The organism is Cryobacterium psychrotolerans (assembly GCF_900101115.1).
In the GTDB taxonomy this organism is placed as follows: domain Bacteria; phylum Actinomycetota; class Actinomycetes; order Actinomycetales; family Microbacteriaceae; genus Cryobacterium; species Cryobacterium psychrotolerans.
Map to the genome: position 1 here is coordinate 13,683 of NZ_FNFU01000012.1, position 20,694 is coordinate 34,376.

At 68.4% G+C, this 20,694-nt stretch carries 19 protein-coding genes and 1 pseudogene; 15 read left to right on the forward strand and 5 right to left on the reverse strand.

The window, feature by feature from the left end; all coding sequences use genetic code 11:
* Positions 1–91: 91 nt before the first annotated feature.
* From BLQ39_RS10670 to BLQ39_RS10680, 3 genes are all read left to right on the forward strand, one after another.
* The gene (locus tag BLQ39_RS10670; protein WP_092323875.1) at positions 92–721 is read left to right on the forward strand and encodes a vWA domain-containing protein; all 630 of its coding nucleotides are present in this window, start codon (positions 92–94) and stop codon (positions 719–721) included.
* 293 nt (positions 722–1,014) lie between these two features.
* Positions 1,015–1,284, forward strand: coding sequence for a 30S ribosomal protein S15 (gene rpsO, locus BLQ39_RS10675; protein WP_066594293.1), 270 nt, complete (start codon positions 1,015–1,017; stop codon positions 1,282–1,284).
* 194 nt (positions 1,285–1,478) lie between these two features.
* Positions 1,479–1,817, forward strand: coding sequence for a hypothetical protein (locus BLQ39_RS10680; RefSeq protein ID WP_092323877.1), 339 nt, complete (start codon positions 1,479–1,481; stop codon positions 1,815–1,817).
* A 13-nt stretch (positions 1,818–1,830) separates the two neighbouring features.
* On the opposite strand, the gene BLQ39_RS10685 is transcribed toward BLQ39_RS10680, so the two are convergent.
* Complete coding sequence (locus tag BLQ39_RS10685) at positions 1,831–2,658, reverse strand: aldo/keto reductase (protein WP_092323879.1); 828 nt, start codon at positions 2,656–2,658, stop codon at positions 1,831–1,833.
* Between the two features lie 130 nt (positions 2,659–2,788).
* On the opposite strand from BLQ39_RS10685, the gene BLQ39_RS10690 reads away from it, so the two are divergent.
* Both BLQ39_RS10690 and BLQ39_RS10695 read left to right on the forward strand, forming a co-directional pair.
* Positions 2,789–4,321, forward strand: coding sequence for an amino acid permease (locus BLQ39_RS10690; RefSeq protein WP_092323880.1), 1,533 nt, complete (start codon positions 2,789–2,791; stop codon positions 4,319–4,321).
* Between the two features lie 239 nt (positions 4,322–4,560).
* Positions 4,561–5,001 carry a VanZ family protein gene (locus BLQ39_RS10695; protein ID WP_092323882.1) on the forward strand — a complete coding sequence of 147 codons (441 nt, stop codon included), beginning with the start codon at positions 4,561–4,563 and terminating at the stop codon, positions 4,999–5,001.
* Positions 5,002–5,026: 25 nt separating this feature from the next.
* Here BLQ39_RS10695 and BLQ39_RS10700 read toward each other — a convergent pair whose 3' ends face one another.
* Positions 5,027–6,718 carry a glycoside hydrolase family 13 protein gene (locus tag BLQ39_RS10700; RefSeq protein WP_092323884.1) on the reverse strand — a complete coding sequence of 564 codons (1,692 nt, stop codon included), beginning with the start codon at positions 6,716–6,718 and terminating at the stop codon, positions 5,027–5,029.
* 103 nt (positions 6,719–6,821) lie between these two features.
* Here BLQ39_RS10700 and BLQ39_RS10705 point away from each other — a divergent pair, with 103 nt between their 5' ends.
* The 6 genes and pseudogenes from BLQ39_RS10705 (at position 6,822) to BLQ39_RS10730 (ending at position 13,961) form a co-directional block, all read left to right on the forward strand.
* Positions 6,822–7,976, forward strand: a complete 1,155-nt coding sequence (locus BLQ39_RS10705; RefSeq protein WP_092323885.1) for an LLM class flavin-dependent oxidoreductase — start codon at positions 6,822–6,824, stop codon at positions 7,974–7,976.
* A gap of 47 nt (positions 7,977–8,023) precedes the next feature.
* Positions 8,024–8,137: pseudogene (locus tag BLQ39_RS10710) on the forward strand (NADPH-dependent FMN reductase); the annotation flags it as partial.
* A 344-nt stretch (positions 8,138–8,481) separates the two neighbouring features.
* Entirely contained in the window at positions 8,482–10,758 is a 2,277-nt protein-coding gene (locus tag BLQ39_RS10715) for a polyribonucleotide nucleotidyltransferase (RefSeq protein ID WP_092323889.1), read from the forward strand.
* Between the two features lie 164 nt (positions 10,759–10,922).
* Positions 10,923–11,825 carry an SGNH/GDSL hydrolase family protein gene (locus BLQ39_RS10720; RefSeq protein WP_092323890.1) on the forward strand — a complete coding sequence of 301 codons (903 nt, stop codon included), beginning with the start codon at positions 10,923–10,925 and terminating at the stop codon, positions 11,823–11,825.
* 112 nt (positions 11,826–11,937) lie between these two features.
* The gene (locus tag BLQ39_RS10725) at positions 11,938–12,282 is read left to right on the forward strand and encodes an ArsR/SmtB family transcription factor (protein WP_092323892.1); all 345 of its coding nucleotides are present in this window, start codon (positions 11,938–11,940) and stop codon (positions 12,280–12,282) included.
* Entirely contained in the window at positions 12,279–13,961 is a 1,683-nt protein-coding gene (locus tag BLQ39_RS10730) for a SulP family inorganic anion transporter (protein ID WP_092323893.1), read from the forward strand. The genes BLQ39_RS10725 and BLQ39_RS10730 overlap by 4 nt, the downstream gene beginning before the upstream one ends.
* 12 nt (positions 13,962–13,973) lie before the next feature.
* On the opposite strand, the gene BLQ39_RS10735 is transcribed toward BLQ39_RS10730, so the two are convergent.
* On the reverse strand, positions 13,974–14,441 hold the full coding sequence (locus BLQ39_RS10735) for an Lrp/AsnC family transcriptional regulator (RefSeq protein WP_092323895.1): 468 nt from the start codon (positions 14,439–14,441) through the stop codon (positions 13,974–13,976).
* Between the two features lie 132 nt (positions 14,442–14,573).
* Between BLQ39_RS10735 and pdhA the strand changes: the two genes are divergently transcribed.
* Genes pdhA through BLQ39_RS10750 form a run of 3 tightly spaced genes read left to right on the forward strand, consistent with a single transcriptional unit; the run spans position 14,574 to position 18,126 of the window.
* Positions 14,574–15,671 carry a pyruvate dehydrogenase (acetyl-transferring) E1 component subunit alpha gene (pdhA, locus tag BLQ39_RS10740; RefSeq protein ID WP_256332743.1) on the forward strand — a complete coding sequence of 366 codons (1,098 nt, stop codon included), beginning with the start codon at positions 14,574–14,576 and terminating at the stop codon, positions 15,669–15,671.
* Between the two features lie 29 nt (positions 15,672–15,700).
* Entirely contained in the window at positions 15,701–16,714 is a 1,014-nt protein-coding gene (locus tag BLQ39_RS10745; RefSeq protein WP_092323971.1) for an alpha-ketoacid dehydrogenase subunit beta, read from the forward strand.
* A gap of 2 nt (positions 16,715–16,716) precedes the next feature.
* Entirely contained in the window at positions 16,717–18,126 is a 1,410-nt protein-coding gene (locus tag BLQ39_RS10750; RefSeq protein WP_092323898.1) for a dihydrolipoamide acetyltransferase family protein, read from the forward strand.
* Positions 18,127–18,266: 140 nt separating this feature from the next.
* Here BLQ39_RS10750 and BLQ39_RS10755 read toward each other — a convergent pair whose 3' ends face one another.
* Entirely contained in the window at positions 18,267–19,058 is a 792-nt protein-coding gene (locus tag BLQ39_RS10755) for an HAD-IIA family hydrolase (RefSeq protein WP_092323973.1), read from the reverse strand.
* Positions 19,059–19,151: 93 nt separating this feature from the next.
* Here BLQ39_RS10755 and BLQ39_RS10760 point away from each other — a divergent pair, with 93 nt between their 5' ends.
* A complete protein-coding gene (locus tag BLQ39_RS10760) occupies positions 19,152–19,820 on the forward strand; it encodes a 4a-hydroxytetrahydrobiopterin dehydratase (RefSeq protein ID WP_166784450.1) in 669 nt (222 codons plus the stop codon).
* A 417-nt stretch (positions 19,821–20,237) separates the two neighbouring features.
* Here BLQ39_RS10760 and BLQ39_RS15985 read toward each other — a convergent pair whose 3' ends face one another.
* Positions 20,238–20,513, reverse strand: a complete 276-nt coding sequence (locus tag BLQ39_RS15985; protein WP_167738530.1) for a hypothetical protein — start codon at positions 20,511–20,513, stop codon at positions 20,238–20,240.
* Positions 20,514–20,694 lie beyond the last annotated feature (181 nt).

The window sequence follows — 20,694 nt, forward strand, 5'->3', positions numbered from 1 at the left end:
ATGTGGGATACGAGTCGTCCTGCGGTTGTAGCTGCGACGCCGGGTCCGGCCAACGTGGCGCGGGCGCACACTCACGCGACAGGAGACTCCCATGACCGACCCCAACTACACCGGACTGCTGCTCATCATCGACCGCAGCGGATCGATGACGACGATTCGGAACGACATGGTCGGCGGGCTCGAATCGATGCTGCGCGACCAGGCCGCCGAGCCCGGCCGGCTCAGCGTCGACATCGTGACCTTCGACACCGAGATCGAGACGCAGGCCACCTTTGCCGACCCGGCCAACGTCGTTGTCGCGCTGGAACCCCGCGGGGCTACGGCCCTCTACGACGCGATCGGCCACGCCGTCTCGACCTTCGGCTGGCGCCTCGCCCTGCTGCCCGAAGACCAGCGTCCCGGCACGGTGCAGGTCGTCGTGGCCACCGACGGAGAGGAGAACTCGAGCCACGAGTGGACCGCGGAATCCGTGCGCACGCTCGTGCGGCAGCAGACGAACGACTTCAACTGGGACTTCGTCTTCCTCGGCGCGAACCAGGACGCCGTGCTCACCGGGGCCCACCTCGGCTTCCAGGCCGACAAGTCGATGACCTACGCGGCCGTGCCCGACGGTGTCGCCGGGCTCAGTGCGGGCCTGAACGACTACATCAAGCGCTCTCGCACCGGCGTCGACGGGGCGTTCTCGTCGGAGCAGCGGAAGGCCGCCACGGGGGAGAAGTGACGTCTGCGCATAACTCCGCCAGAATGTCGGACCCGCGTCCTGAGCCGGCGAAATCACGGGGTTGTTCCGGCGACCGCCGCAGATCTGGCGGAGTTATGCACCGCGGCCGTCACGGCCTGAGCCGCCAGCCGCCAGCCGCCAGCCGCCAGGCGCCAGGGTCCGGTGCCCGAGGGAGCGAGCCCGGGCATCCGACTCTGCTAAACTCTTCAGGTTGCCGTCTAACGGCCGCGGACAAAGAGAGCCCAGGCATTCTGCCCCGGGCACCGCGCAGTGAGAGAAAGGGGATCCCATCTATGGCACTCGAAGCTAATGCTAAGAAGGCGATCATCGAAAAGTACGCTACCCACCCAGGCGACACGGGTTCCCCCGAGGTCCAGATTGCAATGCTCACGCAGCGCATCCTCGACCTGACGGAGCACCTCAAGGAGCACAAGCACGACCACCACTCACGTCGTGGCCTGCTGCTTCTGGTTGGACAGCGTCGCCGTCTGCTCGGTTACCTGTCGGATGTCGACATCAACCGGTACCGCTCGCTGATCGAGCGCCTCGGCCTTCGTCGATAACGCGATCTTCTTACGAACGGGCCGTCACCTTGGGGTGGCGGCCCGTTTTGTTTTCCCCGCTCGAGGGCCCGCGGCTGTCCCCCTTCATGCCGACTGCGGGCATCCGTCGCCGATGCTAGCGTGGCGCCAGCGCCGTTCCGGATTCCAACTCCGGATCAGGCGCAGGCACGAACAATGCACCGGGGGAGAAGATCATGAACCAGGTTTCATATTCCGGAGAGTCCTTCCTGACCACGGATGAAGGCGCGGACGCCCTCTTGCTTCTCGTCGCCTCCTTTGACGACGGAGACAATTCCGAGATGGTGGAACGGGCCGTCAAGAACGACGCGAGAACGGTGACGGTGCAACTGATCGTCGGCTCGCGGAGCGCACTGACGGGCATCCCCGAGGATCTGGCGGCGGAACCGGACTCGACGGACGTGCTCTCGGAGCTGCGTGACCGCGCGCGAAGCCTGTCCACGCAGCTGGAGCAGGAATACGCCGATGCCTGCGCAGCGATGGAGTATGGCTGGGACGACATCTACGCGCGCTGATCCGCGCGCTCTGTCAGTGCCCGATCACGTCCGAGTCGACGCCGGCATCCGGTCCCTGATCGAGCGCGGCCAGCGCCTCGACGTCCGTCGGGTCGAGGGTGAAGTCGAACACGTCGATGTTCTGGCGGATCCGCTCCGGGGTCTTCGACTTCGGGATGGCGACCAGGCCGAGTTCGATGTGCCAGCGCAGCACGATTTGGGCGGGGGTCTTCTCGTACTTCTCGGCGAGGAAGCCGAGCAGCGGCTCGCTGAGCAGCTCGGTTCCCTGCCCGAGCGGGCTCCAGGATTCCGTGACGATGCCATGCATGGCGTTGTAGGCGCGCTGCTCTGCGCGGGTCACGTAGGGGTTCAGCTCGATCTGGTTCACGGCCGGCACGATGTCCGTCTCCGCGAGGAGCCGGTCGAGGTGGGCGGGCTTGAAGTTCGACACCCCGATCGACCTGGACTTCCCGGACGCCACCAGCTTCTCGAACGTCTTCCAGGTCGAGACGAAGAGGCCGCGCTGCGGCACCGGCCAGTGGATCAGCAGCAGGTCCACGTAGTCCAGGCCCAGCCGGGTGAGGGACTCATCGAGCCCGGCGATCGCCTTGTCGTCGCCCATGTAGACGCCATTGAGCTTCGTCGTGACGAACAGCTCGCCCCTGGCGATGCCGCTGTCCCGGATGCCGCGGCCGACGCCGGCCTCGTTGCCGTACTTGACGGCCGTGTCGAGGTGCCGGTACCCGGCCTCGATGGCGGTCACGATCACGGGAGCCACCTCGGCGTCGTCCAGCGGCCAGGTCCCGAGCCCGATCTGAGGGATGCTGCGACCATTGCCCAGCGGCAGGAGCGGTGCGTTCATGAGGTCCTTTCGAAGCGGATGGTCGCGGACAAATTCCGTAGCCCCGTCAACGGGGGACACTGCGACACCTAGGATTGGTGTTTGCCCGGCAGGGAAGCCGGACGACCAACTGAACGGACACTACCCCGCCATGAGCCTCAGGCGCACCAAGAGTATCGAATCTTCCATCGCGGACTCCCTCGAAAAGGGCCACAGCCTCAAACGCACGCTGGGCACCTGGGACCTGATGATCATGGGCGTCGCCGTCGCGGTCGGGGCCGGTATCTTCTCGGTCGGCGCGAAGGCCGCCGGCAGCTACGCCGGGCCGTCCGTCACGCTGGGCTTCATCCTCGCGGCCTTCACCTGTGCCCTCGCGATCATGTGTTACGCGGAGTTCGCGTCGGCCGTTCCGGTCGCCGGATCCGCCTACACGTTCACCTACGCGACGCTCGGCGAACTGCTCGCCTGGATCATCGGCTGGGACCTCATCCTCGAGATGCTGACCGCCGCGGCCGTCATCGCCAAGTACTGGGGCATCTACCTCAGTAACGTGTTCGCGCTCTGGAATTGGGACATCCCCGCCGAGATCGATGTGGTCGGCCTGAAGGTGAGCTGGGGCGCGTTCGTCATCGTCGCCATCTTCACGACCCTGCTCGTCTTCGGCACCAAGCTCTCCGCGCGCGTCGCCAGCATCTTCACCCTGATCAAGATCGCGATCGTCGTCTTCGTGATCGTCGTCGGCGCGTTCTTCATCAACATCAAGAACTACACGCCGTTCATCCCGGACGCCATTCCCACCAAGGGCGGCGACGGCGACGCCTGGGGACAGTCGCTGTTCTCCTTCATGACCGGAGCGGCGCCCGCCCAGTACGGGATCTTCGGTCTGCTGGCCGGCGCCTCGCTCGTGTTCTTCGCCTTCATCGGCTTCGACGTGATCGCGACCTCCGCGGAGGAAGTCAAGAACCCGCAGAAGACCCTCCCGCGTGGAATCTTCGCCGGCCTGGCCATCGTCACGGTGCTCTACATCGGTGTCAGCCTCGTGCTGACCGGCATGGTGCCCTACACGGTGCTCGCCGACGACCCCAACGCGTCCCTCGCGACGGCATTCGTCGCGGTCGGCGCAGGATGGGCCGCCCAGGTCATCTCCGTCGGCATCCTGGTGGGCCTGACCACCGTGATCATGGTGCTGCTGCTCGGCCTCTCCCGCGTTCTCTTCGCGATGAGCCGCGACGGCCTGCTGCCGCGGTCGCTGAGCAAGACCTCCGCCAAGCGCGGCACCCCGGTGCGCATCCAGATCATCACCGGCCTGGCCGTTGCCCTGATCGCCGGGCTCACCGACGTTGGCGTGCTCGAGGAAATGATCAACATTGGCACGCTGTCGGCCTTCGTGCTTGTAAGCATCGCCGTCGTCGTGCTGCGCAAGAAGCGCCCGGACCTGAAGCGGGCGTTCAGGGTGCCGTTCTCGCCGTTCCTGCCGATCCTCTCCGCCGTGCTCTGCTTCTGGCTGATGCTGAACCTCACCACGCTGACCTGGGTTCGTTTCGCGGTCTGGCTCGCGATCGGGCTCATCGTGTACTTCGCGTACGGCCGTCGCCACTCGGTTGTCGGCATCGAAGCGAAGCGGATCTTCGACGATACGATCCGCGACGAAGCCATCGCCGAGGAAGACTCGCTCCGCAAGTAGTGCGTCACCGGTGAATCGAGCCCGCCGCCACCGTGTTCTCGGCGGGCTCGACCTCGGCCACCTCCTGTCGCGACGGCCCGGTGGCCAACTCAGGAGATTCCGGGGGAATGGTGCGCAAACGGGCGAATTCCGGCCGTTTTCCCCGATTCTCCTGAGTTGGCCCCGGGGCGAGGGCGAGAGGCCGCGGCTGAGGCGCGCCGCGGGGTGGACATCCAGGCGCGATCGGGCACGATGGGGGGATGCTGCATCGCCATCCCGTCCTGTCCCTGGTCACGCTCGCCTACCTGGCGTTCGTCGGCTGGGTGACCCTCGGACCGCAGCCGCTCGACAGCGCAAACAACGGCTGGCTGCTCCGCGCGCTGGGGTTCTTCGCCCGGCACGACTCGACCGACTGGATCACCTATGGGCGGGTCGAATTCGCGGCCAACATCGGTATTTTCATCCCGATCGGGGTGTTCCTGCTCCTGCTCTTCGGGCGCCGGCTCTGGTGGCTCGCCATCGTCATCGGCGTCGTGCTCACTTGCTCGATCGAGTTCACCCAGCAGTTCCTGCCGACCCGATACCCCGACGTTCGCGACCTCATCGCGAACGGCGCCGGCGCCGTGCTCGGGGTTGTGTTCGCCCTCGTCATCACGGCCTGGCAGGTCGTGCGTCGCCCGCCCGTCCGTGCACGCGTGTAAGGATCGCGACAAGCCGTCACAGCCGTCACAGCCGGTAGAGCCGTGCCTCCCAGGGCCGCAGCCCGCTTCCCGCGGCGTCGGCGTAGTTGCCGAGCACCAGTACGCCGCCCGTGACATCGACCGGGAGCGGCCCGGCCAGGGGCGCATGCGAGGCGTTGGCAACCACGAGGAGCGCCCGGTCGCCGAGCGTGCGGGTGAACGCGTAGAGCTGGTCGTGCTCCGGCTCGAGCATCGAGAACGCGCCGAGCGCCACGACCGGGCTCTCGTGGCGCAGCGCGATCAGGCGCTGGTAGAAGCGGAAAATGCTCCGCTGGTCGGCCCGGTCGGTAACCGTGTTGATCTCGGGATAATTCGGGTTCGCCGCGATCCACGGTATTCCGGAGGTGAAGCCGGCGTTGTCGGACGCGTCCCACTGCATCGGCGTTCGGGCGTTGTCCCGGCCCATGGTGTGCACCCCTGCCAGCACCGCGGCGGGCGACTGGTCGAACTCCTGCACGGCCTCGCGGAAGTGGTTGAGCGACTCGATGTCGCGGTAGTCGTCGATGGAATCGAAGCGCACGTTGGTCATGCCGATTTCCTCGCCCTGGTAGATGTAGGGCGTTCCGCGGTGCAGGTGCAGCACGAGCGCCCAGAGCGTGGCGGATTCGTACCGGTATTCGGCGTCGTTGCCGAACCGCGACACCAGCCGGGGCTGGTCGTGGTTGTTGAGGTAAAGGCTGTTCCAGCCGGTTTCGGCCAGGCCGTCCTGCCAGCGGGAGAGGCTCTTCTTCAGCGCGGGCAGGCTGCGCGGCAGCGCCAGGAACTTGTGGTCTCCCTGATCGAGCGACACGTGTTCGAACTGGAAGATCATGTCGACCTCAGCCCGGGCCGGGTCGGTGAACAGCACGGCGTCGCTGACGCTCACACCGGGCATCTCTCCGACCGTGAGGTGCTCGCCCGCTCGCCCGGCGAAGACCTCGCGGTGCATCTCCTGCAGGTAGTCGTGGATCTGCGGCCCCATCGGGGAGCCGCCGTCCAGGCTCGGGTGGGGTCCGTCGACGAGCTCGATCTGCTTGGCGATGTAGTTGATCACGTCCATCCGGAAGCCGTCGACCCCGCGGTCGAGCCACCAGTTCATCATCGCGTAGACGGCCTGGCGCACCTCGCGGTTCTCCCAGTTGAGGTCGGGCTGCTGCCGGGCGAACAGGTGCAGGTAGTACTCGCCGGTGGCCCCGTCGAGGGTCCAGGCCGGGCCGCTGAAGGCGCTGCGCCAGCCGTTGGGCGGTCCGCCGTCGGCTGCGGCCGGCCGCCACCAGTACCAGTCGCGCCGGGGGCTCGTCCGCGAGGAGCGAGACTCCTCGAACCAGGCGTGTTCGTCGCTCGTGTGGTTGACGACGAGGTCCATCACGATCTTGATGCCGCGCTCGTGAGCCTCGGCCAGCAGCGCGTCGAACTCCGCGAGGCTGCCGAACACCGGGTCGATGTCCTGGTAGTCACGGATGTCGTAGCCGTTGTCGTGCTGCGGCGACGGGTAGACCGGGGAGAGCCAGACCGCGTCGACGCCGAGCTCGGCCAGGTAATCGAGCTTCGACCGGATGCCGCCCAGATCGCCGATCCCGTCGCCGTCCGAGTCCGCGAAACTGCGCGGGTACACCTGGTACACCACGGCCTGCGTCCACCACGGGGCAGGAGCGGGGACCGTGGCGAAGGCAGGATCGAGGTCCGGGGCATCCGTCATTGGCCAATCCTGTCACGCGATCACGGGCGCGACGGAATAAGATCACTCGGTCGGTCGTTGGCTAGAATATCCATGCAAACGCATTGAGATTGAGAGGCTGGAAATGCAGTTCGGAATCTTCACCGTCGGGGACATCACCACCGACCCCACGACCGGTCGGACCCCGACCGAACACGAGCGCATCAAGGCCATGGTCACCATCGCCAGGAAGGTCGAAGAGGTCGGGCTCGACGTCTTCGCCACCGGCGAGCACCACAACCCGCCCTTCGTGCCCTCCTCGCCGACCACCCTCCTCGGCTACATCGCCGCGCAGACCGAGCGGATCGTGTTGTCCACGGCGACCACGCTGATCACGACCAACGACCCGGTCAAGATCGCCGAGGACTACGCCATGCTGCAGCACCTCGCCGAAGGCCGGGTCGACCTGATGCTGGGCCGCGGCAACACGGGCCCGGTCTACCCCTGGTTCGGCCAGGACATCCGCCAGGGCATCCCGCTGGCCCTCGAGCACTATGCGCTGCTGCGCCGGCTCTGGCGCGAGGACTCCGTGGACTGGTCGGGCCAGTTCCGCACCCCCCTGCAGGGCTTCCAGTCGACGCCGCGTCCGCTCGACGGCGTGCCGCCCTTCGTCTGGCACGGCAGCATCCGCACCCCGGAGATCGCCGAGCAGGCCGCCTTCTACGGCGACGGCCTCTTCTCGAACCACATCTTCTGGCCCGCCTCGCACACCGCGAAGATGGTGGGGTACTACCGCCAGCGCTTCGAGCACTACGGCCACGGGACCGCCGCGCAGGCCATCGTCGGACTCGGCGGGCAGGTGTTCATGCGCAAGAACTCGCAGGACGCCGTCAATGAGTTCCGCCCGTACTTCAACAACGCCCCGGTCTACGGCCACGGCCCGAGCCTGGAGGAGTTCACCGAGCAGACTCCGCTGACCGTCGGCAGCCCGCAGGAGATCATCGACCGCACGCTCGGCTTCCGCGATTACGTGGGCGACTACCAGCGCCAGCTCTGGCTGATGGACCACGCGGGCCTGCCCCTGAAGGTCGTGCTCGAACAGCTCGACCTCCTCGGCGAGGAAGTCGTGCCCGTGCTCCGAGCCGAGTTCGCGAAGATGCGCCCGGCGACCGTGCCGGATGCCCCGACGCACGCCTCCCTCACGGCCGCCGCCGAGGCGCGGGCGATCGCGGAGACCGTCCTGAAGTCGAGCCCGGCCGGTGCCCCCGGCCTCGCCGCGTCGAACCCGAAGGGGGCCTGAGATGACGACCCGCCGACTTGCCGTGGTGTCCGCCGGGCTGAGCCAAGTCCCTCACCGACATGCCGGTGCTGATCGGGGCGACCGCCGGCACGGCGCGCCACTCGCTGGCGCTGGACCACGCGCTGCGGCCGATGTTCACCTACCTGCATTCCGTGGGCGTGCCGTCTAACCCGCGAAACCGCAGTTGTGCGCGCTAAAACGTCGTTTTAGCGCGCACAACTGCGGTTTCGCGGAGGGGGGAAGGGGGTATCTGGGGGCGGGGCTGTTAGAATTGGGACGGCCATTCTCGGATGGCCGAGCAATTGGAGCAGGCTGGCAGGAAGCTGGTCCTCGGTGGTGGTTTCCCAACCGCGGTTCACACGAACGGCGTGGTGGTGAATTTCTACTGGTGGCCAGCACGAGTCGGCGCTCACTGCGCACGACTTCGTCCTGCCTGTTCCCTGCTCCTTGTCCCACTCGCGCGCCACACGGGCATGCGAGTCTAAACAAAGGAGAGAACCCCCACATGGAGGGTCCAGAAATCACTTTCGCTGAAACCGTTATCGATAACGGCAAGTACGGCAAGCGCACCATCCGTTTTGAAACCGGGCGTCTCGCCCAGCAGGCGCAGGGTTCTGCCGCCGCATACATCGACGAAGAAACCATGCTTCTCTCCGCCACGAGCGCGAGCAAGCAGCCGAAGGAAAACTTCGACTTCTTCCCGCTGACCATCGATGTCGAGGAGCGTATGTACGCTGCCGGCCGCATCCCGGGCAGCTTCTTCCGTCGCGAAGGTCGCCCGTCGACCGAGGCGATCCTCACCTGCCGCCTGATCGACCGGCCGCTGCGCCCGTCGTTCGTCGACGGCCTCCGCAACGAGATCCAGGTCGTCGTGACCGTTCTGGCCATCGCGCCGGACGAGTACTACGACGTGCTCGCGATCAACGCCGCGTCCATGTCGACGCAGCTCGCCGGCCTCCCCTTCTCCGGACCGATCGGTGGCGTTCGCGTCGCCCTCATCCCCGATGAGAACGGCTCCGGCCAGTGGGTTGCCTTCCCGAAGTACTCGCAGATCGCCGACGCCGTGTTCAGCATGGTCGTTGCCGGTCGCGTCGTCACGGATGCCGATGGCGGCCAGGACGTCGCGATCATGATGATCGAGGCCGAAGCCACCGACAACTCGTGGGACCTCATCAAGGGCGGCGCCATCAAGCCGAACGAAGAGGTCATCGCCGAGGGCATCGAGGCATCCAAGCCCTTCATCAAGCAGCTCATCGAGGCCCAGCAGAAGGTCGCGGCATCCGCTGCCAAGCCGACCGGCAACTACCAGGTCTTCCCGCCCTACCAGCCGGAGACCTACGACGCCGTCGCGGCCCTGGCCGAGGCCGAGCTGGGCGACGTGTACAAGATCGCCGGCAAGGTCGAACGCCAGGATGCGGATGACGCACTCAAGGCTCGTGTCAAGGACGCCATCGCGGCCAGGATCGACGCCGGTGAACTTCCCGCCGGTGCGCTCGGCCAGGTCTCAGCGGCGTACAAGTCCGTCACGAAGAAGGTTGTCCGCACCCGCGTCCTCAACGAGGGCGTGCGCATGGACGGTCGCGGCCTCGCCGACATCCGCCCGCTCGACGCCGAGGTGGCTGTCATCCCGCGCGTGCACGGTTCGGCGATCTTCCAGCGCGGCGAGACCCAGATCCTGGGTGTCACCACGCTGAACATGCTCAAGCTCGAGCAGACGATCGACTCCCTGAGCCCGGTCACCAAGAAGCGCTACATGCACAACTACAACTTCCCGCCCTACTCGACCGGTGAAACCGGCCGGGTCGGAACGCCGAAGCGCCGCGAGATCGGCCACGGAGCACTCGCCGAGCGCGCCCTGGTCCCCGTGCTGCCCACGCGCGAGGAGTTCCCGTACGCCATCCGTCAGGTCTCCGAGGCGCTCAGCTCCAACGGTTCCACCTCGATGGGTTCCGTCTGCGCCTCGACCCTGTCGATGCTCAACGCCGGTGTGCCGCTGCGCGCGCCCGTTGCCGGCATCGCCATGGGCCTCATCTCCGACACCGTTGACGGCAAGACCCGCTACGCGGCCCTGACCGACATCCTCGGCGCCGAAGACGCACTCGGCGACATGGACTTCAAGGTCGCCGGCACGAGCGAGTTCGTCACCGCGATCCAGCTCGACACCAAGCTCGACGGCATCCCCGCGTCGGTCCTGGCCGGAGCGCTCACCCAGGCCAAGGATGCTCGCACCACGATCCTCGCCGTGCTGAACGCCGCGATCGACAAGCCCGACGAGATGGCCCCGACCGCGCCCCGCGTGATCTCGGTCCAGATCCCGGTCGACAAGATCGGCGAGCTGATCGGCCCGAAGGGCAAGATGATCAACTCGATCCAGGACGAGACCGGAGCCGACATCTCGATCGAGGAAGACGGAACCGTGTACATCGGCGCCGTCGACGGTCCCTCGGCCGAGGCCGCCCGCGCCATGGTCAACGCCGTCGCGAATCCGACCAACCCCGAGGTTGGCGAGCAGTTCCTCGGAACTGTCGTGAAGATCGCCGCATTCGGCGCCTTCGTCTCGCTGCTCCCGGGCAAGGACGGCCTGCTGCACATCTCCGAGGTGCGCAAGCTCGCCGGTGGCAAGCGGGTCGAGAACGTCGAAGACGTGCTCGGCGTGGGCCAGAAGGTCCTCGTTGAGATCACCAAGATTGACGACCGGGGCAAGCTGTCGCTCGCACCGGTTCTCGAGGAGTCGGCCGAGTCGGCCGAGTCCGCGAACGCCGAGGCTCCGACCGAAGCGTAGTCTGGTAGTTCTCCCGATCACCTCTCGCCAGGTAGATCGGTGAGACGGAGGGCCCGTCCTGCTTCGGCAGGGCGGGCCGTTTCGCCTGCCGGGCGATCGTCACCCCCGAACTGGGGCCAGAGCCCGCCCTAGTCGGTGCCGCCGGACGGGCAATAACCTGCAGCATGACAAATTCTCAGAATCGCACGCGTTCCCTGTCGCGCGTCGGCGCCCTCTCCCTTCTGAGCGTCGCCCTGGTCGTCGGCGTCGTTGCAGCCCCGGCCACCGCCGCCCCGTCCCTGTCCGCCCCCACCGGGCCCGTCGCGAGCTCGAATGCGACCCGGGCCGGCCTCGCGCTCTCCGCGCCGCTCGGCTATGTCGCCCTCGGCGACTCGTTCACCTCCGGCCAGGGTGCCCCGCCGTACTCCGACGCGACCTGCCAGCGCAGCCGGTACAAGAGCTACCCGGTGATCAGCTCCCTGCTCAGCCCGTACCGCCTGAGCGCGAACAAGGCCTGCTCCGGGGCGCGCATGGCCGACATCCCGGCCCAGCTGGCCGGGGTGAGCGCCACGACGACGCTGGTCACGATCACGGTCGGCGGCATCGATGCCGGATCCACCGCGATCCTGCAGGCCTGCGCCCCGGACCCGGCGAGTGTGCCCTGCGGCCTGGCCGTGCAGACGAGCGTGGCCACCCTGTCCAGCCCGGCCTTCGTGACCGGCCTCGCGCAGACCTACGGCTACATCGCGGCGACCCTGCCGAATGCCCGCGTCGCCGTGCTGAACTATCCGCTGTTGTTCCAGCCGGGAGTGTCGCCCCTGGGTGACCTGGTCAACCAGGGCACCGCGGGCCTGAACAGCGCGATCAATCTGGCCGTCACCGCCATTCCCGAACCGGCCGGCGTCGACCGGATCCGCTACATCGACGCGACCCAGGAATTCGCCGGCCACGGCATTGGGTCTGCCGTGCCCTACATCGCGTTCAACCCGGCGAACCTGCTGGCGCCGAGCAACTTCCACCCGAACGCGCTGGGCAACACCTTCGGCTACTACCGGGCACTCGTGGGCGACGGCGTGCTGCGCCGCTGACGGCGTCGGGAGCGCTCGTGGCCGCGAGGCTGCGAGCGCTCCCTTGCGCTTCCCGGACCCGGGCACCCGGGCGAATCTATGTAAAGAAAATGTAACTTAGCGATATAATCAGATGGTGCTCTCCACCGAACTTCCCGTTGCTCAGCTGAAGGCCGAGCTCTTCAAGGCCCTGGGCCACCCGTTGCGAGTCCAGGTGCTCGAGCAGCTCGTCGGCGGCGAACGCTCCGTCGGCAGCCTGGCCGATGCGCTTGGCTCCGAGCTGTCGAGCCTGTCGCAGCAGCTCGGCGTGCTGCGCCGCGCGGGTGTCGTGACGACCCGGCGAGAGGGCAACACCATCTTTTACGCGCTGCGCGACCGGGACATGATCGACCTGCTCGAGGTTGCCAAGCGGATGCTCGTCGCCAACCTGCAGGACTCGCACGCCCTGCTGCGCACGATGGAAAAGGACGCACGATGAAGACGAAGGCGCTGCACGGACTGGCCTTCGCGCGGGGGCTCTTGCCGCAGCGCGCCGACTTCACCCTGATGCGCCGCTCGCCCGGGCGCGACCTGCTCGCCGGGCTCACCGTCGCCATCGTCGCCCTGCCCCTCGCCCTGGCCTTCGGGGTCGCTTCCGGGCTGGGGGCGACGGCGGGCCTCACGACGGCGGTCATCGCCGGCATCCTCGCCGCGGTGTTCGGCGGCAGCAACATCCAGGTCTCCGGTCCGACCGGGGCGATGACGGTCGTGCTCGTGCCCGTGGTGCACCAGTTCGGGGTGTCCGGCGTGCTCGAGGTGACGCTCATGGCCGGCGTCATCCTGCTCGTCCTGGCCCTCAGCGGCATCGGCCGATACGTGCGCTACCTGCCCGCCTCTCTGGTGGAGGGCTTCACCGCCGGCATCGCTGTGGTCATCGCGCTGCAGCAGGTGCCCAACATGCTGGGCGTGGAACCGGGAGACGAGGAGAAGGTCTGGGCCCTCGCGTGGGACGCGGTCGTACGCTTCATGCAGGCGCCGGACCCGGTCGCCCCGCTCATCACCCTCGGCGTGGCCGGGGTCATCCTGGCCGGCGCCCGGTGGCGCCCGTCGCTTCCGCTTTCGCTGCTCGCCGTGGTGATCGTGACGGTGATCGCTGCCTACGGCCGGTCCGACCTCCCGGTCATCGGCGCGCTGCCGAGCGCGCTGACCGCCCCGGCCGCCGACTTCTTCGACCCGGCCATGCTCGCCGTTCTGCTGCCCTCGGCGCTGGCGATCGCAGCCCTGGCGGCCCTGGAGAGCCTGCTGAGCGCAACCGTAGCCGACGGGATGAGCGTGGGGGAGCGGCACAACCCCGACCGCGAGCTGTTCGGGCAGGGGATCGCCAACCTCGTCGTGCCGTTCTTCGGCGGAGTGCCGGCCACGGCCGCCATCGCCCGAACGGCCGTCAACGTGCGCAGCGGCGCCCGGTCCCGGCTCGCCGCGATCTCGCACTCGGTCGTGCTGCTCGTGGTCGTGCTGGTCGCGGGGTCGCTCGTGGGCTACGTGCCGCTGGCCGCCCTGGCCGGTGTGCTGCTGGCCACGACCATCCAGATGGTGCAGCTCGGCGCGATCCGCGCCATCATGAGGGCCACCCGCGGTGACGCCGTCGTGCTCGTGGTCACATTCGGTGTCACCGTCGCCATCGACCTGGTCACCGCGGTCGTGGTGGGGCTCGCGGCGGCGGCGCTGCTCGCCCTGCGAGAGGTTGCCCGCAGCGCCCGGGTCGAGCGGGTGCCGCTGGACACCGCGGACCACAGCGCAGAGGAACGCGAACTTCTCGCCGAGCACATCGTCGCCTACCGGTTCGACGGACCGCTGTTCTTCGGCGCGGCGCACCGCTTCCTGCTCGAGCTCACAGAGGTGAGCGCCGTGTCTGTGGTGATCCTCCGGATGAGCCGGGTCACCACCCTCGACGCGACCGGAGGCCTGATGCTCGATGACGTGATCACGCGCCTGGAGGCCAAGGGGATCGTGGTGCTCGTCTCCGGCGTCACCGACGAGCACCGGGCGGTGCTCAGGCGACTCGGCGTCGCGCCGCACCTGCGTGAGCTGGGGCGGGTCTTCGCCGGCACCCCCGACGCGATTCGCTACGCCCGCACGCTGATTCCGCCGGCCCGGAAGCCACGCACCGCCGGCTGAGGGGTGCGCGGCTCAGGCGCCGTTGTCCTCGAGAATCGGTGTGATCCGGTACGGGATCAGTTCGCCCATGGCGAGCGACGTCTCGGTGCGCTCGACGCCGTCGCAGGCGAGAATCGTGCCGTCGATGCGGAACAGGTCGTCGGCGTCCCGGCAGACCACCCGCACGAGGAGGTCAGCCGGCCCGCTCATGCCGTGGGCCTGCACGATCTCCGGGATCAGGGCGAGGTCGACCACGATCTGGGACAGCCTTTTCTGTTGCACATGCACGGTGATGAACGCCGTCAGCTGGAAGCCGAGGACCACCGGATTGATGCGACGGTCGAAGCTCAGGAACGCGTTGGAGTCCTCGAGCCTGGCCATCCTCGCCTGCACGGTATTGCGGGAAAGGCCCAGCTTCTGCGCGAGAGCCACGAAGGTGCTGTTCGGGTCGTCGCAGAGAGCGGCAAGAAGCTGCGTGTCGGTTTTGTCCAGGCTGTGCATAGTGCAAGACGTTAGCACGCGGCTCGCGCGCTGGATAGGGCAGTATGCACAATGGATTCGAATGGAGTTGTGCTTTGTGCCGCATGACTCTAGGCTCGGGTCAACTTTAGCAAGGACGCTAGGAGCGGTACTTTGGTTGATTTCCCCGCAGATTTCGTGCAATTACTCACTCCCGGCGGTGTCCGGTCGGCCATGGTCGACTACGACCCGTGGGTCGCCGACGTCACCGGCGAACAACTGGCGGCGATGTACGAAGACATGATCGTCGTTCGCCGCATCGACACCGAAGCCACCGCGCTCCAGCGCCAGGGCGAGCTCGGCCTGTGGCCGCCGCTCCTCGGCCAGGAAGCCGCGCAGATCGGCTCGGCCCGCTCACTCCGCAGCGACGACTTCGTCTTCTCCAGCTACCGCGAGAACGCGGTCGCGTACTGCCGCGGCGTCGACTACACCGACATCCTCCGGGTGTGGCGCGGCTCCGCGCAGTCAGGCTGGAACCCGTTCGAGATCGGCATGGCGACCCCGGCGATCATCATCGGCGCGCAGACGCTCCACGCCACCGGCTGGGCGATGGGCGCCAAGTTCGACGGCTCCGACTCCGCCGCGATCACCTACTTCGGCGACGGCGCCACGAGCGAGGGCGACGTCAACGAGGCCATGGTCTTCGCCGCCAGCTTCCAGGTTCCGGTGATCTTCTTCTGCCAGAACAACCAGTGGGCCATCTCCGAGCCGGTCGCCCTGCAGGCCCACCGCAACATCGCCGACCGCGCTCCCGGGTTCGGCATCCCCAGCATCCGGGTCGACGGCAACGACGTGCTCGCGGTGATGGCAGCGACCCGCATCGCCCTCGACCGGGCACGCAACGGCGGGGGACCCACCTTCATCGAGGCCGTCACCTACCGGATGGGCCCGCACACCACCGCGGATGACCCCACCAAGTACCGCGAGACCGCCGAGCTCGAGGCGTGGAAGGCGAAGGACCCGATCCTGCGCCTGCAGCGCCTGCTCGACTCGATGGGCCTCTTCACGCCCGAGCTGGAGGCGAAGACGCAGGCGAAGGCGGATGCCGTCGCCGCGGAACTCCGCGCCGGCTGCATCGGGATGCCCGACCCCGCGCCGCTCACGGTCTTCGACCACGTCTACTCGACGCCGAACGCCACGCTGGACGGCCAGCGCGCCGAATACGCCGACTACCTCGCGAGCTTCGACGCCGCGGACGGGAGCAGCTCATGAGCATGACAACGCTGAAGACTCAGGACTCGATGACGACGAGCGCCGTGAAGACGACGACCGCCCTGGCAACGCCGACGACCCTGACGCTGGCCAAATCCATCACCGCGGCGCTCCGCCAGTCGATGCTGGACGACCCCAAGGTGGTGCTGCTCGGTGAGGACATCGGCGCTCTCGGCGGCGTTTTCCGGGTCACCGACGGGCTGCTCGCCGAGTTCGGCGCGAATCGCGTGATCGATACCCCGCTGGCCGAATCCGCCATCATCGGCACCGCCGTCGGCCTCGCCTACCGCGGCTACCGTCCGGTCTGCGAAATCCAGTTCGACGGCTTCATCTACCCGGGCTTCGACCAGATCGTCAGCCAGGTCGCCAAGCTGCACTACCGCACCCAGGGAGCGGTGAAGATGCCGATCACGATCCGGGTGCCGTTCGGCGGGGGCATCGGCGCCGCCGAGCACCACTCCGAGTCGCCCGAGGCCTACTTCACCCATACCTCCGGGCTCCGCGTGATCTCCGTGTCCAACCCCCAGGATGCCTACAGCATGCTCCGCCAGGCCATCTCATTGGACGACCCGGTGCTCTACTTCGAGCCAAAGCGCCGGTACCACGTCAAGGGTGAGGTTTCCCCGGTGCTCGGCGAATCGATGGAGAAGGCGGTCATTGTCGCGCCGGGCACGGATGTCACGCTCGTGACCTACGGCCCGCTGGTGCCCACCGCCCGGGATGCCGCCCTCGCAGCCGCCGACGAAGGCGTCTCGGTCGAGGTCATCGACCTCCGCTCGCTTGCGCCGGTCGACTACGCGACGGTGGAGGCATCCGTTCGCAAGACCGGACGGCTCGTCGTCACCCACGAGGCGGTCCGCTCCGGCGGCATCGGCGGCGAGATCATCGCCAGCATCACCGAACGCTGCTTCAACTATCTCGAGGCCGCCCCGGTGCGCGTCACCGGCTGGGACATTCCGTACCCGCCCGCGAAGCTCGAGAGCCACCACCTGCCAGACCTCGACCGCATGCTCGCCGGCGTCGACCGCGTGATGGGACGCTGAACGTGATCAAGGTTTTCAAGCTGCCCGACCTCGGTGAAGGACTCACAGAGTCGGAGATCGTGGCCTGGCACATCGCCCCTGGCGACACGGTCACCCTCAATCAGCACATCGCCGACGTGGAGACGGCCAAGGCCGTGGTCGAGCTCCCGTCTCCGTTCGCGGGCACCGTTTCCACGCTGCACCAGCCGACCGGTGTCGTCGTGCAGGTCGGCGAGGCGATCGTGTCGTTCGACGTTGAAGGCGCCGAGCCGGCCGCTGCCGCGCCGACTGCCGGGACGGATGTCCCTGCCGGTGTCCCTGCCGGTGTCGCCGCCCCGGCCGAGCCGGCGCAGGAGCGTGAGGCCGTGCTCGTCGGCTACGGCGCGTCGGTCGAACGCGGCGGACGCCCACAGCGGCGCGCGCGCCGCGGTGCCGCGCCGGCGCCCGCGGCCGCCATCGTCGTACCCGCGGCCGCCTCCGTTCGGGCCTCCGTTCCCGGCTCCGTTCCCGCCTCCGTTCCTGCAGGCGTCGGCGCCGTCGGCGCCGAACGCCCCCGCTCCACCCCGCCGGTGCGAGCCCTCGCCCGCGACCTGGGCATCGACCTCGCCCGTCTGACCGGCACCGGCCCCGACGGCCTGATCACCAGGGACGACGTGCGGGCGGGGGCCCTGACCGGCCCGGGCGCCGACGCGACCGTTCCGGCGATCGGCGCCGCGGCATCCGTTCCCGGCGCCCGGGAGAGCCGCACGCCGATCAAGAGCGTGCGCAAGCACACCGCTGCCGCCATGGTGCGGAGCGCGTTCACGGCGCCCCACGTCACGGAGTTCCTCACGGTCGACGTCACCCCGACGATGGAGCTGCTCGACTCGCTCAAACGCAACCGGGCCTTCGCCGACCAGCGGATCAACATCCTCACCGTCGTCGCGAAGGCGCTCTGCATCGCGGCATCACGGCACCCCTCGGTGAACACCCGCTGGGACGACGAGGCCGGCGAGATCGTGCAGTACCACTACGTGAACCTCGGCATCGCCGCGGCAACACCGCGCGGGCTGCTCGTGCCGAACATCACGGACGCCGACGCGCTCGGCCTGACCGGCCTCTCCGCCGCTCTCGCCGCGCTCACCGACGCGGCCAGGGCGGGAACGACCAGCCCGGCTGCGCTCAGCGGCGGCACGATCACGATCACCAACATCGGCGTCTTCGGGATCGACGCCGGCACGCCGATCCTGAACCCGGGGGAGGCGGCCATCCTCGCGATGGGCGCGATCCGCCGCACGCCGTGGGAATACAAGGGCGAGATCGCGCTGCGCCAGGTCATGACGCTGAGCCTGTCCTTCGACCACCGCCTCGTCGACGGGGAGCAGGGGTCGAGGTTCCTCGCCGACATCGGGGCCATCCTGGCCGAGCCCGGCATGGTCCTCACGATGGTGTAATCCGCTCCACCCGTCCGCGCATCGCGGGTGGTGCTTCTGCGGCGCACGCCGCGTTCATAACTCCTCCAGATCGGCGGCCGTCGCCGTAACTGCCCCGGAATTTCGGGGTGTCGCGGCGCGGCGCGGACATTCCGGAGGAATTATGCGCGAAACCCGGATGCTGCCACCAGCGCCGGGAGCGACGCGATCGAGTCGATTTCGTGCACGGCCCGGATCGTGGCCCGCTCGACGGCCTGATCCGGGTACTTGCCCGTGCGCACCTGCACGGTCGTCGCCCCGGCCGCGTTGCCCATCGCGATGTCGGTGGTCGCATCGTCGCCCGCTATCCACACCTCGTGCGGTTCGGCGCCGGCGGACTCCGCGGCGAGCCGCAGGAAATCCTGGGACGGCTTGCCGAGCAGCACGGCGGGCGACCCGCTGGAGTACTCGAGGGCGGCCACGATCGCGCCGGTGTCGATGTGGTCGCCGTCGGCCCGCTTGAAGTAGCGGCCGCGCTGCAGGGCGATGAGCTGCGCGCCGGCGCGGAGCGCGCGGAACGCCGCATCGAGCAGGGGGTAGCTGAGCGTGTCGCGCGCGTCGCCCGCGATCACATGGGTGATCGGGTCGGAGTCCCGCCCGACGTACGGAGCGAAGGACTCAAGCAGCACGCTGGAGACGACCGGCAGCACGTTCACCGGCCCCGCGGCGGCGAGGTAGCGGCGGGCAGCGGTGACCGGGGTGAAGAGCTCGCCGGGGCGCACGTCGATCCCGCGGGCGTGCAGGTCGGAGACGATCAGCTCCTCGGGCCTGGAATCGGTGTTGGTGAGGAAACGGATGACGCAGCCCAGCTCCCTGAGTTCCCGGATCGCCTCGCCCGCCCCGGCGACGGTCACGCCCGAGGAATAGATCGTGCCGTCGAGGTCGCACAGGATGGTTGCTCCGGAAGTGGCCACGCCCCAGTGTTCCACCGCCCGTCCCTTTTCGGCTAGAGCCGGGCGCGGCCGGATGCCCTTGACCGGTCTCCGGAGGCGGGGGAGAGTATGGGCATGAGCCACACCCGCACCCACGGCATCCTCGCTCCCGCCGACACCGAAGTCGCCATCGCCGGCAGCGCGTTCGTCCACCTCGACGGCAGCCTGCACGGCAGATACAAGACCGCGGATTTCGCATCCGCGCTTCGCCTGGTCGACAGGGTCGGCGAGGATGCCGAGGCGATGAACCACCACCCGGAGGTCAGGCTCGGCTACGGGACGGTCACCTTCCGCCTGCATTCGCATGACGCCGGCGGGGTCACCGCGCGGGACGTGAAGCTGGCCCGCCGGATCCAGGAACTCGCCGACGAACTCGGCGCGAGAAACGCGCACGCGGCCCCGGCCCGCTACGACATCGCCATCGATTGCACCGACGCCGACGTCATCCGCCCGTTCTGGATGGTCGGCCTCGGCTACAAGGAAGTCGTCGCCGAGGGGGAGCTCGAGCTGGTCGACCCGCACGGGAACGGGCCGCGGGTCTGGTTCCAGCACATGGAGATCGCCCGCACCGACCGCAACCGCATCCACATCGACGTGTACGTGCCCACCGCGGATGCCGAATCCAGGGTGCAGGAAATCGTCGACGTGGGTGGGATCCTCCTCACCGACGAGCACGCCCCGGACTGGTGGGTGCTGGCCGACGAGGAGGGCAACGAGCTCTGCGTCTGCACGGCGGCGAACTGAGCGGCGGCGTATGGTGCCGGTCTGGATTTGCGAGGCCTGCGGGCTGGAGCATCCGGAGACGGCCGAACCGCCGCCGGTGTGCGTGATCTGCACCGACGAACGGCAATTCGTGCCGCCCGTCGGCCAGAGCTGGACCACCTCGGAGCGGCTCGAACGGGCGGGCACCACTGCGAGCGTCGCCGCGGTCGAGGCCGGGCTCCACCGGATGACGGTGGCGCCTCGGGTCGGGATCGGCCAGCAGGCATTCCTCGTCACCACTCCGGCCGGGAACCTGCTCTGGGAGCCGCCGGGATTCATCTCCGCGGCCTTCGGCGACGCCGTGCGGGCCCTCGGCGGAGTGGCGGCGGTGGCCGGGAGCCATCCGCACCTGATGGGGGCGGCCATCAGCTGGAGCCACGCCTTCGGCGACGCCCCGGTCTACGTCGCTTCGGACGACGCGGCCTGGAGCCGCCGGCCCGACCCGGCGATCCGGCACTGGGGCGGCCGCGAGAGCCCGCTGCCGGGCGTCACCCTCGTGCAGTGCGGCGGGCACTTCCCGGGCAGTTGCGTGCTGTTGTGGCGGGACGGCGCCGAGGGTCGCGGGGTGCTCCTGACCGGCGACACGATCTTCATCGGCCCGGACAATATGACCGTCAGCGCGATGCGCTCGTACCCGACCCTGATCCCGCTGCCCGAGCAGGCGGTGCGGATCATCCGGGACCGGCTGGACTCGCTGACCTACGACCGCATGTACGGCCCCTTCGGCCAGGTCGTGGCCTCGGGCGCCCGCCCCATCGTTACGCGCTCCCTCACCCGCCTGATCGCCTGGCTCCGAGCCGACATCCCCGATTTCGCCCCCACTACCTACCCCGCCCCCTCCGCCCCGCCCCCTCCG

Excerpts from the sequence above, each read along its gene's own strand:
- BLQ39_RS10670 (WP_092323875.1), top strand. The coding sequence starts at position 92 with ATGACCGACCCCAACTACACCGGACTGCTGCTCATCATCGACCGCAGC.
- rpsO (WP_066594293.1), top strand. The coding sequence starts at position 1,015 with ATGGCACTCGAAGCTAATGCTAAGAAGGCGATCATCGAAAAGTACGCT.
- BLQ39_RS10680 (WP_092323877.1), top strand. The coding sequence starts at position 1,479 with ATGAACCAGGTTTCATATTCCGGAGAGTCCTTCCTGACCACGGATGAA.
- BLQ39_RS10685 (WP_092323879.1), bottom strand. The coding sequence starts at position 2,658 with ATGAACGCACCGCTCCTGCCGCTGGGCAATGGTCGCAGCATCCCTCAG.
- BLQ39_RS10690 (WP_092323880.1), top strand. The coding sequence starts at position 2,789 with ATGAGCCTCAGGCGCACCAAGAGTATCGAATCTTCCATCGCGGACTCC.
- BLQ39_RS10695 (WP_092323882.1), top strand. The coding sequence starts at position 4,561 with ATGCTGCATCGCCATCCCGTCCTGTCCCTGGTCACGCTCGCCTACCTG.
- BLQ39_RS10700 (WP_092323884.1), bottom strand. The coding sequence starts at position 6,718 with ATGACGGATGCCCCGGACCTCGATCCTGCCTTCGCCACGGTCCCCGCT.
- BLQ39_RS10705 (WP_092323885.1), top strand. The coding sequence starts at position 6,822 with ATGCAGTTCGGAATCTTCACCGTCGGGGACATCACCACCGACCCCACG.
- BLQ39_RS10715 (WP_092323889.1), top strand. The coding sequence starts at position 8,482 with ATGGAGGGTCCAGAAATCACTTTCGCTGAAACCGTTATCGATAACGGC.
- BLQ39_RS10720 (WP_092323890.1), top strand. The coding sequence starts at position 10,923 with ATGACAAATTCTCAGAATCGCACGCGTTCCCTGTCGCGCGTCGGCGCC.
- BLQ39_RS10725 (WP_092323892.1), top strand. The coding sequence starts at position 11,938 with ATGGTGCTCTCCACCGAACTTCCCGTTGCTCAGCTGAAGGCCGAGCTC.
- BLQ39_RS10730 (WP_092323893.1), top strand. The coding sequence starts at position 12,279 with ATGAAGACGAAGGCGCTGCACGGACTGGCCTTCGCGCGGGGGCTCTTG.
- BLQ39_RS10735 (WP_092323895.1), bottom strand. The coding sequence starts at position 14,441 with ATGCACAGCCTGGACAAAACCGACACGCAGCTTCTTGCCGCTCTCTGC.
- BLQ39_RS10745 (WP_092323971.1), top strand. The coding sequence starts at position 15,701 with ATGACGACGAGCGCCGTGAAGACGACGACCGCCCTGGCAACGCCGACG.
- BLQ39_RS10760 (WP_166784450.1), top strand. The coding sequence starts at position 19,152 with ATGAGCCACACCCGCACCCACGGCATCCTCGCTCCCGCCGACACCGAA.
- BLQ39_RS15985 (WP_167738530.1), bottom strand. The coding sequence starts at position 20,513 with ATGATCCGCACCGCCTGCTCGGGCAGCGGGATCAGGGTCGGGTACGAG.